Raw genomic sequence first — 15251 nt, forward strand, 5'->3', positions numbered from 1 at the left:
AGAATGTGGCTAAAAAGATTCTTTTTGTTTGTTGAGATTCAAACTAAAGTTGCTAGTATTATTCCGTTTATATTAGGGACAACATATTCTTTATATAGATATGAAAGTTTTCAGTTTAAGAACTTTATAGTTATGTTTATAGCTTTAATAAGCTTTGATATGGCTACTACAGCTATTAACAATTACTGCGACTATAAAAAAGCAGTTAGAACTATGAATAAGCCTGATAGTGACCTGAATAATACAAATAGTAATGTAATTGAAAGATACGGAATGGAAGAGTCAACAGCTCTAGGTATAATATTTATACTACTATCTATTGCAACTGCATTTGGAATTTTATTAACGTTAAATACAAATATAACTGTTCTTCTTATAGGGATGATTTGTTTTATATCAGGGATTCTTTATACTTTTGGACCTGTGCCGATTTCAAGGATGCCTTTAGGAGAAATATTTTCAGGTATATTTATGGGATTTGTAATTCCATTTCTAGCTATATATATTCACGTATTCGATCAAAATATTATCACTTTAACATATGAAAAAAGTATGCTAAATCTTAGCATAAACATAATAGAAATGTTTTATATGTTTCTAATTTCTTTACCACTTATAAGTGGTATCGCAAATATAATGCTTGCAAATAATATTTGCGATATAGAAGAAGATGTTGTAAATAGAAGATATACTCTACCATATTATATAGGAAAAAAAAATGCATTAGTGTTGTTTAGTGTTTTATACTATTTGGGGTACTTAACAATAGTAGTATCAGTATTGTTAAAGATTCTACCAATAGTTACTCTGCTTGTACTGCTAACTGTAATTTTAGTAAATAAAAATATAAATTTATTTACTGAAAGACCAGTTAAAAGTGAAACCTTTGTCTTAGCTGTCAAAAACTTTGTAATAATAAATCTATCATATATTCTTTTGATGAGTATAGCAATCATAATAAATTGAATTAAATATTAAGAGGTTCACTCTTAACATTTAGATAATTAGCCACTCCTATTAAATTATAATATGTGTGGCTATAATAAATTAGTAAATATCTATATTAATAAAATTCATTATAAATAAGAACAATAAATATATAGATAAACTAGGAGGAATAAGAATGAAAAAGAGTAGCGTTTTATTAGAGAAGCAGAAGGTAAAGAAACTTGTTTTTAACAATAGATACGCGTGTGCACCATTTGATATATCAAAAGCAACTGAAGAAGGCCTCATTACTGAGGAGCTATTATCAATTTATGAAAAGCGTAAAGGGCCATCTTTAATTGTTGTTGAGCAAGCTGCCATAAGAGCTGATGGTCAATATAGAGAGAACTTGATTTTTGTAGATCGAGATGAATGCATAGAGGGACTATCTAAGCTAGTGGATGTTATACATAATAATAACCAAGTAGCAGTTCTGCAAATTAATCATGCAGGAAGTGCTGCTGATACAAGTTTAACAAAAGTGGAAGCTGTAGCACCTTCAAGCATAATACATCCAGTATTTAATAGGTCTATGCCAAGGGAGCTTACTATAAGTGCCATTCATGATATTAAAGAAGATTTTATTAAGGCATCTCTCCGTGCTAAAAAGGCTGGATTTGATGGCGTAGAGCTTCATAATTGTCATGGGTTTTTGTTGACGCAATTTCTTTCTCCTCTTACAAATTTAAGAACTGATGAATATGGTGGTAGTCTAGAAAATAGAAGTCGTCTACTAATGGAGGTAACTAAAGCAGTACGTGATGCAGTAGGTGAGGATTGCCTTCTACTTGTTAGATTAGGATTAGATGATCTTTTACCTGGAGGACTCACATTAGAGGAGGGCTGCCAAGTAGCTGAGAAGCTAGAAAAGATAGGAATTGATATTCTTGATATATCTACAGGACTTATGCCACCCCTAGGATTACCAGGACCTGCTATGTTAAGGGATATGCTTAGGACTGTTAAAGGACATGTTAATATTCCTGTCATCGGGGCAGGAGAGCTAGCAGACATTGAAATAGCTGCTGATATGGTATCAAAAGGAGAAGTAGATTTCATTGCTCTTGCTAGACCTATAATGGAGCAACCCAATTTTGTAGAGAAATTACTAGAAAAGATAAAAAGCTAATCTTAGTAGAGTGATAAAAAGCTATGAATTATCTTATAATAAATGTTATAATTGTAGTTTAGGTTTAAAATATATAGTGATAGTAGAATACAAAAGAAGGTGTAGAGCATGAGTGATAATAAGTTTTTGCCAATTAGCAAGCAGGATATGATAGATAGAGATTGGGAACAGTTAGATTTTGTTGTTGTTACAGGAGATGCCTATGTAGACCATCACAGTTTTGGAGCTGCGATAATCTCGAGGGTTCTAGAAAATGCAGGATATAAGGTGGGAATAATAGCTCAGCCAAAGTGGAAGGATGCAGAGGATTTTAAGAAGCTTGGAAGACCAAGACTTGGATTCTTAGTAACTGCAGGAAACATGGATTCCATGGTTAATCATTATACTGTAAGCAAACGACTAAGAGATAAGGATCTTTATTCTCCAGGTGGAGAAATGGGATTAAGACCAGATAGAGCAACTATTGTTTATTCAAATAGAATAAGAGAAGCTTATAAAAATATTCCTATTGTAATTGGTGGAGTGGAAGCAAGTTTAAGAAGATTTGCTCACTATGATTATTGGAGTGACAAAGTAAGAAAGTCTATTTTAATTGATAGTGGAGCGGATTTACTTTTATATGGAATGAGCGAAAAGCAAATCATTGAAGTTGCCAGCAGCTTAAATGATGGCTTTGATGTAAAATATATAAGACATATACTAGGAACATGTTATGTTGTAGACGACTTAGAAAATATAGATGATTATATTGAAATACCTTCCTATAAAGAGGTAGCAGAAGATAAAATAAAATATGCAAAAGCATTCAAAGTACAATATGATGAACAAGATGCTATAAGAGGAAAAAATATAGTACAAAAGCATACAGACAAGTATCTTGTACAAAATAAACCTGAAATGCCTCTTAGTAGGGAAGAACTTGATAGAGTTTATGAATTACCTTATCAAAAGAACTATCATCCTGTTTATGAGAAGATGGGTGGTATACCTGCTATAGAAGAGGTTAAATTTAGTATAGTTAGTTCAAGAGGATGTTTTGGAAGCTGTGCTTTCTGCGCTATAACCTTTCATCAAGGAAGAGTAGTTCAAAGTAGAAGTGAAAAAAATATATTAGACGAAGCAAGAGAAATTACAAACCATGAAGACTTTAAAGGGTATATTCATGACGTAGGAGGACCTACTGCAAACTTTAGGCATCCTGCCTGTGATAAGCAGCTTAAAGTAGGTGCATGTAAAGATAGACAATGCTTAAGCCCAAGCCCGTGTAAAAGCTTAAAGATAGATCATAAAGAATATTTAGGATTGCTTAGAAAGTTAAGAGAACTACCTAAGGTTAAAAAGGTTTTTGTACGTTCAGGATTAAGATATGATTATATTATGGCAGATAAAAATGAAACATTTTTCAAAGAACTTATCCAGCATCATGTAAGTGGTCAACTTAAGGTAGCTCCTGAGCATGTATCTCATAAAGTTTTAAATTATATGGGAAAACCGGCAGGAAAAACTTATGATAAGTTTAGAGAAAAGTTCTATAAGATAACTAAGAGTATGAATAAAGAGCAATATTTAATACCTTATTTAATGTCTAGCCATCCAGGAAGTACTCTCCAGACCGCTATAGAACTAGCTGAATATCTAAGAGATACTAATTACCAGCCTGAACAGGTTCAAGATTTTTACCCTACGCCAGGGACATTATCAACAACTATGTTCTACACTGAACTGGACCCACTTACTATGAAGGAAGTATATGTTCCTAAAACTAGACACGAAAAAGCTATGCAAAGGGCATTACTTCAATTTAGAGATCCAATGAAATACGACTTAGTACATGAAGCCTTAGTAGAAGCTCATAGAGAAGACCTAATTGGCATAGGACCAAAGTGTCTTATAAAGCCAAGAGGAGTTGGAAAAGGAAGAAGAGTAGCAGGTCAAGGAAGCGGTAAGTCGAATAGTAGCTTTAAAGGGAATTTTAAGAGCACAAGAGGTGAAGAAAAATCTACTGGAAAACAAAGTAGAAGTAAAGATAAGCCTATTGGAAGAAATGGTAAAGTGAAAGATAAACCTGTAGGTAAACAAACTAAGGTTAGTGGTAAGCCTTCAAATAGACAAAATGCTGGTAAAAGTGTAGGCAAAAGAGATATTGGAAAAGGTAGAGCTAAAAAAAGTAGATAGATTAGAAATGGATCTTCATTTATAAAATGGAGGTCTATTTTTTTTATCCTTAATTATTAAAAAGGAAGATGAGATTTCAAAAACAAACTGATATAGAGCCATAACAAATGCTTAATTATAAACAATAAGTTGGCATATATGTTATAATTAGTTAAAATAAATCTACTTAATTTTGTATATAAATTTTATAAATAACAAATAAAATAGTTAGTAGATTGATGTGGAGGAAATAAAGTGATGGGAATAATTTTGAGTTTGGCAATTTTTCTATTTTTTATTATTTATTTTTCTGTAAGGTTAGCAATTAGTCCATTGTTAAATAGACACGATAAAATTATTGAAGATAAGCAAGACTTCGGACTAGTTAAGTTACGAGATATAGAGTTGTTAAGTGATACTGAACTTAAAGAAGTAATGGAACTATATCAGAATAAAAGTGACAGAGAAAAAAATTATGAAGTATATAAAAAATATGCAAAAGTTCTAAATGAATTGAAAGAAATGGGATATCTTGCTGACGAACAGTATTCTATTAGATTAAATAAACTTAACAAGTATTTCAATGTTGATTAGTATTTAGTACATATTTTTGTATACAGGAGAAAGGACAGGGTTATGGAGAATAACATTAAGGAAGGTTCTTTTATAAAAGGCAAAGACGAAAAAGAGATTTTTGTGTATTGCTGGGAAAGTGTTTCAGAGCCTAGAGCAGTTATTCAGATTTTTCATGGTATGGCTGAACATGCAGGAAGGTATAAAAGGTTTGCAGAGTATTTAAATGCTCAGGGTTTTATTGTATATGCAAATGATCATAGGGGGCACGGAAGGACTGCTGGCTCTGTTGAGGAACTTGGATACATAGGAGAAGATGGTTTTAATGCTATTGTAGAAGATGAGTATATAATTAGTAAGTTTATAAAGGAAAAGCATAAAAATTTACCTATTATAATTTTGGGGCACAGTTTTGGATCTTTTGTTGCACAGGAATATATAATTAAGTATGGAGATAGAATAAAAGGAGTAATACTCTCAGGCTCAGCGGCAAGAACGGGATTAGATGTTAGAGTAGGGAAATTTATAGCATCTATTGAAAAAAGTATATTTGGAGATAAGAAAAAGAGTAGAGTAATAGATTATTTAAGCTTTAGTGGTTACAATAAGAAAATAAAGAATGATAAGTATAAATTTCAATGGTTGAGCTGTGACTTAGAGGAAGTTAAAAAATATGAGGAAGACCCACTTTGTGGAACTGTATTTACTACAGGATTTTTTTACTGGTTTTTTAAAGGGATTTTAGAACTTTACAAAAAAGACAGATTAATTAAAATACCAAATGATTTACCTATCCTTATTGTTTCTGGATATGAAGATCCGGTAGGTAACTATGGCGATTTAGTAAAAAGGCTTTATGAAATTTACAAAGCTATAGGCATTAAAAATTTAGATATAGAACTTTATCTAGATAGAAGACATGAACTAATAAATGAAATAAATAGGAATGAAGTATTTACAGATTTATCAATGTGGATTGATAAATGTATAGAAAAATGATTATGAGAGGAGAGTTTAAATGAGTTTTTTAGATTTAGCAAAGAAGAGGTATGCAGTAAGAAAATTTCAAGGAACAAAGGTTGAAGAAGAAAAATTATTAAAAATTCTTGAAGCAGGTAGAGTTGCACCTACAGCTGCAAATAGTCAGCCACAAAGAGTAATTGTAATTCGTGAAGAAGAAGGACTAACAAAACTTAAAAAAGTAGCGAATGTTTATGAAGCACCATTAGCACTTATTGTGTGTGGAGATCATAAAAGTGTATGGCAAAGGCCTATGGATGGCAAGAACATGGTGGATATTGATACAAGTATTGTTACTGATCATATGATGTTAGAAGCTACTGAACTAGGGCTTGGAACAGTTTGGATATGCTACTTTGACCCTGATGCAGTAAGAAAGGAATATAACATACCTGAACATATAGAGCCAGTTAATATATTAGCTGTTGGGTACAGTGCAGAAGAAGCAGCTTTACCAGATAGACATGAAGATACTCGTAAACCTATGAACGAAACTGTATTCTATGAAATGTTTTCTAGTAAATAACATATCTTAATAAAACAGTCAAGAGAGTAATTACTTGATCTAAATTAAAGGGAGTGTAAATATGAATATGCCCTTCACACTAAAAAAGCATTATAAATTAAAGATTTCTAAAGCAGTAGTAATAATTTTTTTATTAATTGCTACAGGAACTTCATATCAAAAAGCCATGCTAGATCAAGAGAATAAATTATATAAGTCGCCAGGTAAATTGATCGATGTGCACAATCATAAAATGCATGTGTATAGTGAAGGGATTGGCTCACCCACAGTTATTTTTACAGTAGGATCAGGTACTCCAAGTGCATATACTGATTACTACTTTATACAGAAGGAAATATCAAAAATAGCAAGAACAGTATCCTATGATAGGTTTGGATATGGTTGGAGTGAAGCTACATCTATAGCAAGAACTATAGATCAGCAAGTTAATGAACTACATGAGCTGCTAATGAAAGCAGGAGAGAAACCCCCATATGTTTTAGTGGGACATTCCCTTTCTTCTTTAGAGATTATACGTTATGCGCAAATGTTTCCCAAAGAAGTAGGCGGAATATTATTAATCGATGGAGGAAACCCAAAATATTATGCAGATTTTAACGAAGGAAGTAGTGTAGTATTTAGCTATCTTTTAGAAGGTTTAAGAAATTGTGGATTTATGAGAGTTTTGGGCAATGTAGGGATAATGACTCCATTACTTGCTGAAAACAAGCGAACTAAATTGCTCCCGGAAACATTAAGTAAAGTAGATAAAGCATTATTCTATAAAACTTTATCAAATAAGACTAATAGAGGTGCATTAAAAAATATAAATGAAAATGGAAAAACTGTCATAGACAATGGCACACTTGGAGATATACCACTTATCATTTTAACTGCAGAACAAAATAAGGTTAGTAAAGCTATTTCTAAATGGGAAGAAAGTCAGGTAGAGCTTAAAAAGTGGTCTAACAACAGTAAACAAGAAGAGGTAGAGGATGCTAGCCATTATATACATTGGGATAAGCCAGAGGTAGTAGTTGAAAGAATAAAAGAGTTAATAAAGAGTATTAGACTTTAGGAGGCTGACTTTTAACATTGTGTTTTACGAAACATTTCCTAGAAAATAATATATATTAACAAAGCAGTCAAGTAGGTACTTGGCTGTTTTGTTTTTGTGTGCCCAGCATGGGCAACAACTTGGCGGTGAAAGTCCGCTGTGGGCTTGGTAGTGGGAACCACTAGCCAATGGCAAGGGTGTCCATCGTGAGGTGGAATCTGAAGGAAGCCGGAGGCAAAATCTCGGTCTGAGGTACACAAACTATATGTGAGGCTTACTAGGGATGGACGAGTTTGCAAAACAAAACAAAGTCCAACACTATCCAAATCCTTAGAAGTATATATAGCAGATATATGAGAGGAAGGTTGTTGTTCTTACCTGGGGAGGTCTGATAGATACATCATGAATAAAGATGAATTTCTAAAGTGATAACCTACATAGTGATATGTAGCTGAACTATCAGAAGTCAGCAGAGGTCATAGTATCACGCTAAACGCGTTAGCGTGGGAAGGACTGAACTTTAAGGAGGTTTAGAAATTTTGAAAGTTTCGCAAGATAATCAAAAATTGCAGAAAACTAAATATGTAGGCTCTAGTGCGGAAAATAGAGTGGAACTTGAAGATAAGCAAAGAGTGCATAGAGAATCTTCGGCAACTTCAAATGGAAGAACCAATGAATTTGAATATGGCTCACTAGAAAGAATTTTATCTAGGAACAATATGTTCGCTGCTCTTAAAAGAGTTGTCTCTAATAAAGGTAGTCACGGAGTGGATGGGATGAAGGTTCATGAACTTGAACAATTTCTTAAAACAAACTGGCTACGCGTTAGAGAGGAGATTTTTAATAGTGAGTATAGACCAATGCCGGTTAGAAGAGTTGAAATTCCAAAATTAAGTGGAGGAACTAGAAAGCTAGGTATTCCAACAGTTTTGGATAGACTTATTCAACAAGCTATCGCTCAAGAACTAAACATAATTTACGATGAAGGTTTCTCAGATAATAGTTATGGGTTTAGACCGAATAGGTCGGCAAAAGATGCTATAGAGAAAGCTAAAAGTTATATAACGGATGGTTATAGATGGGTCGTAGATATAGATTTAGAAAATTTCTTTGATAGGGTTAATCACGATATTTTGATGTATAAACTTTCCAAAGATATTAAGGATAAAAGAGTACTTAAATTAATAAGAAGGTATCTGCAATCAGGAATAATGATAGGTGGTATAGTAACTAAGAGTGAAAATGGAACTCCGCAAGGAGGACCACTAAGTCCACTACTTTCTAATATTATGCTAGATGAACTAGATAAAGAATTAGAAAAAAGAGGACACAAATTCTGTCGTTATGCTGATGACTGTAATATATACGTTAAGAGTGAAAGAGCAGGTAAAAGAGTTATGGATAACATAAGTTCCTTTATTGAAAATAAGCTTAAATTAAAAGTTAACGTAAATAAAAGTGCGGTCGAAAGACCTTGGAAGAGAAAATTTCTAGGGTTCTCATTATTCCTAATGTTTGGTAAAGCAAACGCAAAAATATCTGAACAATCAATTAAAAGATATAAAGATAAAATCAGAGAAGTTCTATCAAGGTCAAAACCTATGACATTAGAACAAAGAATAATTAAATTAAACCAAGTAAACGTTGGGTGGATTAATTATTATGGAATAGCTAAATGTAAGGGAGTGACAGAGCAGTTAGATATTTGGATAAGGCAAAGATTAAGAATGTGTATATGGAAACAATGGAAGAAGGTTAGAACAAGATACAAAAACCTTAAGAAATTGGGACTGAGTCACTATCGAGCAATAAAATTCGCCAATACCCGGAAGGGATACTGGCGAACAGCTAATAGTGCTATTTTAAACACAACACTAACAAATCAATTTTTCTCGGACTTAGGATTAAAAAGCCTAACACGTCAATATATTAAAATTCATTCTACTTAAAGAACCGCCGTGTACCAGGCCGGTACGCACGGTGGTGTGAGAGGACGGAAAATAAAATAATTATTTTCCTCCTACTCGATATATGTAAAGTTTAGTAGATTGTATAGATAGCAAAACTTAAAGATAGATTCATATATGGTATAATATAACATAAGAGAGAGGTAGATATTGAATGGTTAGTGAAAAAGAAAAGAAAGTATATGAGGTTTTAGATAATTTAAATATAAACTACAAAAAATATGAGCATGTACCTGTGTTTACAATTGAAGAAGCTAATGAGTTAGATATAGATATTAATGGACATCACTGTAAGAATCTTTTTATTAGAAATAGAAAAGGCAATCAGCATTACTTAGTAATTATAGAAGAATCAAAGAAAGTAGATTTAAAGGAATTAGCATTAAAGCTAAAAAGTACACCTTTAAGTTTTGCATCAGAGGATAGATTAGATAAATTTCTAGGGCTTACTCCTGGGTCAGTTACTCCTTTTGGACTAATAAATGATACAAATGGAGAAGTAATAGTAGTAATTGATGAGATCTATAGGAGTGAAGAAGGCATTTCTATATGCTTTCATCCAAATATTAATACTGCAACTATTGAGTTAAGTCTTGAGGATTTTGATAAATATTTGCAATGGTGTGGGAATAAAGTATTATATGTTGAGATTTAATTGTGGGGGTGCGGCTTGAGAATTAGAGATTTTGTAAGTTTAAGTATATTTGGAATTAAGACTATTTTATTTAAAATGCGAAAACCTATTTTAGGGACAATAATACTTACGGATTATTGTAATTTAAGCTGTAAGCATTGTGCTGTAAATAATATAAATAAAACAATGTGTAGTTATGAAGATATAGCTGAAGAAATGAGAAACTTCTATAATGAAGGTATAAGAATATTATTCTTTTGTGGTGGAGAAACCTTGACATGGGAGGATAAGGATAAAACTGTTAGAGATTTAATAGTAGAGGCAAAAATTATGGGATTTTTAATTGTAAATGTAGTGACTAATGGAACTATAGATTTAAATATTCCCGAGGCAGATGTAATCTTTTTGAGCTTAGATGGAGGTAAGGAGAAACATAACATTATCAGAGGAGACACCTTTGATAATGTTATGGACAATGTATCAAGGGCAAATAACTCAAATATTTGTGTATATATGGCGGTAAATAATATAAATCATGAAGATATTGAAGAGGTATACTCTTTAGTAAAAGAAACACCCAACTTAAACTCTATTTCTTTTAACTTCCATACTCCTTATAAAGGAACAGAATATTTAACACTGAGCAGGGATAAAAAGGTAGAAGCTATAAATAGGATTAAAACCATGATAAAAAGGGGTTATCCTATATTTAATTTATACTCTGCCCTAGATTATTATTTAGAAGGTAAGTGGGACAGGCCTTGCTATCAGTGTATTGTATCTGAAAATAAGAAAAGATATATATGTGGTAGATGTATAGAAATCGAAGGATTATGCGAAGAGTGCGGATACCTCTTTGCTATAGAGTTTTCATTGTTATGCAGAGGGAATATAAGAGTCATATTGGATATGATAAAGACCTATTTAAAATATGTATAGGAGAAAATAAGCATGATTACAAATATTTTAAGAATACTTCTTACAAGATCTTTTAAGCCTTTAGTTTTTAAAGAAAAAGAAGATTATAAATTGAGTTTAGATGTTAATAGCACTGGGATATATGTACATACTCCATTTTGTACAAGCCTTTGTTCATTCTGTCCTTATAATAAGGTTCAATACCAAAAGGAGTTAATAGAACCTTATAAAGAAGCTCTAATAAAAGAAATAAATCTAGTAGGAAAGCAAGATGGAATTACAAGAACTATAAGCAGTATATATTTTGGAGGGGGTACACCTGCTCTTATGCTAGAGGAGCTTGAAGAGATTATAGCTGCTCTAAAGAATAACTTTAACATACACAGCAATATTGGCATAGAGCTCCATCCACGGGATATTACGAAGGAAATGCTTATCAAATTAAAAAACATAGGTTTTGATATGGTAAGTATAGGTATACAGTCTTTTAATGAGAATTGTCTTGAAAAATTAGAAAGAGAGTATGTTGATGGAGCTAAGAAAGTGAAGTTAGCAAGAGAGATAGGTTTTAAAACCATCGATGTTGATCTGATTTTTGGTATAGTAAATCAAAGTCCGGAGAGTTTAAAAAAAGATTTTAAAATTGCTTTTGAATCAGGAGCTACTCAGGTTTCTACCTATCCATTCATAGACTTTTCATATGCTAATAATAAAAGCAAACCTCTAGGTAAAAAGGAGAAAAAATATCTTCTTGAAAGTCTCGAAAGAGTTAGCATAGAAATGGATTGTGATAGAACTGCTGTATGGACCTTCGGAAAAAGAAATAATGATAGATACTCATCAATTACACGAGATACGTTCATTGGTTTTGGTCCTAGTGCTACATCATTAACAAGAGAGTTATTTAAAATCAACACTTTTTCAGTAGAAGAATATATTAAGTGTATAAATAAGAATAGTATTCCTACAGCATTAACTATGAAGTTTAATAAAAGAACTAGGGCACTTTACTGGTTATTTTGGAATGCATATACTCTAAAATTAAATAACAGTCAGTTCAAAGAGCTTTTCGGAGTTAATTTAGAAGATATGTTTGGTGTTGAATTAAGGTTAGGCAGACTATTAGGTTTATTAAAAAAGGTAGAAGGTGGATATATACTAACAAAGAATGGAACTTACTTATATCATCTAGCTGAACAAAAATATACTAATCAGTATATAGATAAAACATGGAGAGCCGCAAAAGAAAATCCATGGCCAGAGGAAGTTGAACTTTATTAATATATAGATATTTAGTATTATAATTAAGAAACAAATGGAGGACTAATATGGCCACTATTGTTAAAAATAAAAGAACAAATAAAAAATATATTTTATTAGGAACTGGATTAGGAGTATTTAAAGCTATTAGACCAAGCTTTCTAGGAGGAAACTTAATTCCTCACGAAGAAGAAGGCAGGGTTACCGAGGTAGCAGTTTGTGATTATAGAGGAAATATAATTTGGATAAGTTTTGATGATATACAGGTATTAGAAGTAGATGGGGTTAGTATTTCAGAGATAAGTATATTCGAATGTGATAGAGAGCCAGAAAGAGCTGCTAGAGAAATAGAAGAGCTAGAAAAAACACAAAATTATAAATTAAATTGCCCAGTATGTGGAAGAGAAACAGAGGGTACTGAAAAATATTGTTATGGTTGTGGTTTTAACTTTCTTGAAAATGAAGAATAATAAAAAGATTATTTAAGAGAAAATCAAATTATAATTAGGAAAGGAGCTATAACATGAATTACGTAAAGTATATACGTGATAGAGTTGGGCATGATGAAATAAACCTTACAGGGGTAAATGTGCTTATAATAAATGAAAAGAATCAAGTATTACTTCAAAAGAGAGGAACCTTTCCATATAAGTGGGGATTAATTGGAGGCATTACTGAACTAGGAGAATCTCTTGAAGAAACTGCAGTTAGAGAAGCAAGAGAAGAGACAGGATTAGATATTGGGAAATTAAACTTATTTGGGACTACATCTGGAAAAGAATGTTACATAGATTTTCCAAATGGGGATAAGGCATATTTTATAAGTGTTGGATATTTTACTAAGGAGTTTAGTGGAGCATTGAAGATAGATAATTTTGAAACTAAAGAGTTAAAGTTTTTTAGCTATGAAGGATTACCTAATGATATACCAAATAGCCATAAACTAATGTTAGATAAATATTATGTTAATTAGATAAAGCAGCAAATTCACTAGTGAAATTTTACAAGGGGGATGAATTATGGAGAACGGTAAGAGAATTGATTTTTCAGTTAAAGCATTCATAGTAAATGAAGGTAAATTTTTAATTATGCATAAAAATAAAGAGAAAGGAGATCTTTGGGAGTTACCAGGAGGAAGAATGGAGTTTGGGGAAAGTGCTGAGGAGACTTTAAGAAGAGAATTATTGGAGGAAACTGGACTTTTGGTTATCCCAGTTAAAGTACTAGATACATGGAATGTAGTATACGAAAAATACCAGGTTACTGGAGTAATATATTTATGTAAGATTGATAACACGGAAGTTAATTTATCCGATGAGCACGATAAATATAAGTGGGTAAACGTAAGTAATGAGTCTTTAGCTAATATGTATGAGGCTTATAAGAAAAAAATGATGAACTGGAATTGGAATGATTTATAGGGGGGATTTTTATGAAGTATAAATATGTTTTATTTGATTTAGATGGAACACTTACTGATTCAAAAATAGGAATAACAAAGTCTGTACAATATTCACTAAAGAAATTTGGAATAGAAGAAGAATCTTTAGATGATTTAGAAAAGTTTATTGGACCTCCACTAAAAGAATCTTTTATGGAGTTTTATTCTTTTGATGATAAAAAGGCAATAGAGGCCATTAAGTACTATAGAGAATATTTTAGAGATAAGGGTATCTTTGAGAACGAGGTATATGAAGGAATACCTGAATTATTAAGAGATTTAAAAGACAGAGGTTTTATACTTGCTGTTGCAACATCAAAACCAACAGTATTTGCAGAGATTATTATTGAGCATTTTGATCTAAAGAAATATTTTGATATAGTTGTTGGCAGTAACTTAGATGGAACTATGATAAGCAAGGCAGAGATTATAAGCCATGTAATAGATTCATTAAAGATTGGTAATTCTGAAGAGATTATTATGATAGGTGACAGAAAACATGATGTAATAGGAGCTCAGAAGAATAGTGTAGATTGTATTGGAGTTTTATATGGTTTTGGACCTAAAGAAGAATTAGAAATAGTTGGGCCTACTTATCTCGCAAACTCAGTGAGAGACATACATAAGTTAATAATTAATGGTTAATATATGTTAAAGAATAGTGAGGACTATTATGTTAGCTAAAAGAAATAGATCTATTTATAGTATTTTAACAGTAACTACTATGATTCTTGGGTTAAGCACCAGATATTTTAGAGTATATTTACCGAAGTGGACAAACCTATATTTAGGAGATGCTTTATGGGCACTTATGATTTTCTTTTTATTTGCAATGCTATTCAGGAATAGGAAAGCTACGTTTATTATGGTACTAGCGATATTATTTTCTTTTGGTATTGAAATAAGTCAATTATATCATTCACCATGGATTGATACTCTAAGAACTACAAGATTAGGTGGATTAGTTTTAGGATATGGATTTTTGTGGAGCGACTTAGTTTCGTATTGTGCTGGTATTAGTATAGGAATGCTTGTTGATAGACAGCTTAATCCGAATATTTAGAATTAAAGGTTAGATTATATAATAATATATTATAAGGTACTAAATATTTGATAAAAATCATCAAATATTTAGTATCTTTTTAAAGGGAATGATTAGTAAATAATTCTTCTTGGTGTTACAAAACGACTTTCCCAATAAGAAGTAGATATATCCGTGGTTTTTACTACATCTCCTGATGAAGGACTGTGTATCATTTGATTATTTCCAATATATATACCTACATGATTTATATTATTTGTTCCTTCAAAAGAATAGAAAACTAAATCACCAGGTTTCAGAACCTCCTTCGCTAAGAGATTCGCCACCCCAAACGTAAGGAGTCCCAAGTAAAGATTTTGCATTAGAAATCACTGTAATAATTTTCTCTTGAATATTATTTAATTTCAAATAAGAGCTACTAACCCAACCAACTTTTTCATTAGACAATTGAATTTTATACCAGCCACTGGATTGACCTATAACTTTAACTCTATTTCCCTTCCATATCTCTAACTAATTTATATCCAGTATACCAGTCCATATTAGTCCTCCTTAGTAAAGTCA

At 31.8% G+C, this 15251-nt stretch carries 18 protein-coding genes; 16 read left to right on the forward strand and 2 right to left on the reverse strand.

From position 1 onward, the window contains the following. Positions 1–3 precede the first annotated feature (3 nt). The 16 genes from menA (at position 4) to ACX0KU_RS06405 (ending at position 14708) form a co-directional block, all read left to right on the forward strand. The gene (gene menA, locus ACX0KU_RS06330; RefSeq protein WP_472992025.1) at positions 4–966 is read left to right on the forward strand and encodes a 1,4-dihydroxy-2-naphthoate polyprenyltransferase; all 963 of its coding nucleotides are present in this window, start codon (positions 4–6) and stop codon (positions 964–966) included. Positions 967–1123: 157 nt separating this feature from the next. Then, a complete protein-coding gene (locus ACX0KU_RS06335) occupies positions 1124–2116 on the forward strand; it encodes an oxidoreductase (protein WP_472992026.1) in 993 nt (330 codons plus the stop codon). A 108-nt stretch (positions 2117–2224) separates the two neighbouring features. Next, positions 2225–4291 carry a YgiQ family radical SAM protein gene (locus tag ACX0KU_RS06340; RefSeq protein ID WP_472992027.1) on the forward strand — a complete coding sequence of 689 codons (2067 nt, stop codon included), beginning with the start codon at positions 2225–2227 and terminating at the stop codon, positions 4289–4291. A gap of 234 nt (positions 4292–4525) precedes the next feature. Continuing rightward, positions 4526–4864 carry a hypothetical protein gene (locus tag ACX0KU_RS06345; RefSeq protein ID WP_472992028.1) on the forward strand — a complete coding sequence of 113 codons (339 nt, stop codon included), beginning with the start codon at positions 4526–4528 and terminating at the stop codon, positions 4862–4864. 42 nt (positions 4865–4906) lie between these two features. Further along, the gene (locus tag ACX0KU_RS06350; protein ID WP_472992029.1) at positions 4907–5842 is read left to right on the forward strand and encodes a lysophospholipase; all 936 of its coding nucleotides are present in this window, start codon (positions 4907–4909) and stop codon (positions 5840–5842) included. Between the two features lie 19 nt (positions 5843–5861). Next, a complete protein-coding gene (locus ACX0KU_RS06355; RefSeq protein ID WP_472992030.1) occupies positions 5862–6389 on the forward strand; it encodes a nitroreductase family protein in 528 nt (175 codons plus the stop codon). Between the two features lie 61 nt (positions 6390–6450). Then, entirely contained in the window at positions 6451–7446 is a 996-nt protein-coding gene (locus tag ACX0KU_RS06360; protein WP_472992031.1) for an alpha/beta fold hydrolase, read from the forward strand. A 518-nt stretch (positions 7447–7964) separates the two neighbouring features. Then, positions 7965–9374 (forward strand): group II intron reverse transcriptase/maturase, encoded by a 1410-nt coding sequence (gene ltrA / locus ACX0KU_RS06365; protein ID WP_472991374.1) that lies wholly within the window; start codon positions 7965–7967, stop codon positions 9372–9374. 172 nt (positions 9375–9546) lie between these two features. Beyond that, positions 9547–10047 (forward strand): prolyl-tRNA synthetase associated domain-containing protein, encoded by a 501-nt coding sequence (locus ACX0KU_RS06370; RefSeq protein ID WP_472992032.1) that lies wholly within the window; start codon positions 9547–9549, stop codon positions 10045–10047. A 15-nt stretch (positions 10048–10062) separates the two neighbouring features. After that, positions 10063–10965 (forward strand): radical SAM protein, encoded by a 903-nt coding sequence (locus ACX0KU_RS06375; RefSeq protein WP_472992033.1) that lies wholly within the window; start codon positions 10063–10065, stop codon positions 10963–10965. A 12-nt stretch (positions 10966–10977) separates the two neighbouring features. Then, positions 10978–12225, forward strand: coding sequence for a radical SAM protein (locus tag ACX0KU_RS06380; RefSeq protein WP_472992034.1), 1248 nt, complete (start codon positions 10978–10980; stop codon positions 12223–12225). A 47-nt stretch (positions 12226–12272) separates the two neighbouring features. After that, positions 12273–12674 carry a hypothetical protein gene (locus ACX0KU_RS06385; protein WP_472992035.1) on the forward strand — a complete coding sequence of 134 codons (402 nt, stop codon included), beginning with the start codon at positions 12273–12275 and terminating at the stop codon, positions 12672–12674. A 53-nt stretch (positions 12675–12727) separates the two neighbouring features. Then, positions 12728–13177, forward strand: coding sequence for an NUDIX hydrolase (locus ACX0KU_RS06390; RefSeq protein WP_472992036.1), 450 nt, complete (start codon positions 12728–12730; stop codon positions 13175–13177). A gap of 46 nt (positions 13178–13223) precedes the next feature. After that, a complete protein-coding gene (locus ACX0KU_RS06395) occupies positions 13224–13625 on the forward strand; it encodes an NUDIX hydrolase (protein ID WP_472992037.1) in 402 nt (133 codons plus the stop codon). An 11-nt stretch (positions 13626–13636) separates the two neighbouring features. Continuing rightward, positions 13637–14290 carry an HAD family hydrolase gene (locus ACX0KU_RS06400; protein WP_472992038.1) on the forward strand — a complete coding sequence of 218 codons (654 nt, stop codon included), beginning with the start codon at positions 13637–13639 and terminating at the stop codon, positions 14288–14290. Between the two features lie 28 nt (positions 14291–14318). Next, on the forward strand, positions 14319–14708 hold the full coding sequence (locus ACX0KU_RS06405) for a ribosomal maturation YjgA family protein (protein WP_472992039.1): 390 nt from the start codon (positions 14319–14321) through the stop codon (positions 14706–14708). 92 nt (positions 14709–14800) lie between these two features. On the opposite strand, the gene ACX0KU_RS06410 is transcribed toward ACX0KU_RS06405, so the two are convergent. Next, a complete protein-coding gene (locus ACX0KU_RS06410) occupies positions 14801–15013 on the reverse strand; it encodes a C40 family peptidase (RefSeq protein WP_472992040.1) in 213 nt (70 codons plus the stop codon). Then, positions 14973–15194, reverse strand: a complete 222-nt coding sequence (locus tag ACX0KU_RS06415) for an SH3 domain-containing protein (protein WP_472992413.1) — start codon at positions 15192–15194, stop codon at positions 14973–14975. The genes ACX0KU_RS06410 and ACX0KU_RS06415 overlap by 41 nt, the downstream gene beginning before the upstream one ends. Positions 15195–15251: the final 57 nt, after the last annotated feature.

It is taken from the genome of Clostridium sp. X (assembly GCF_055755365.1).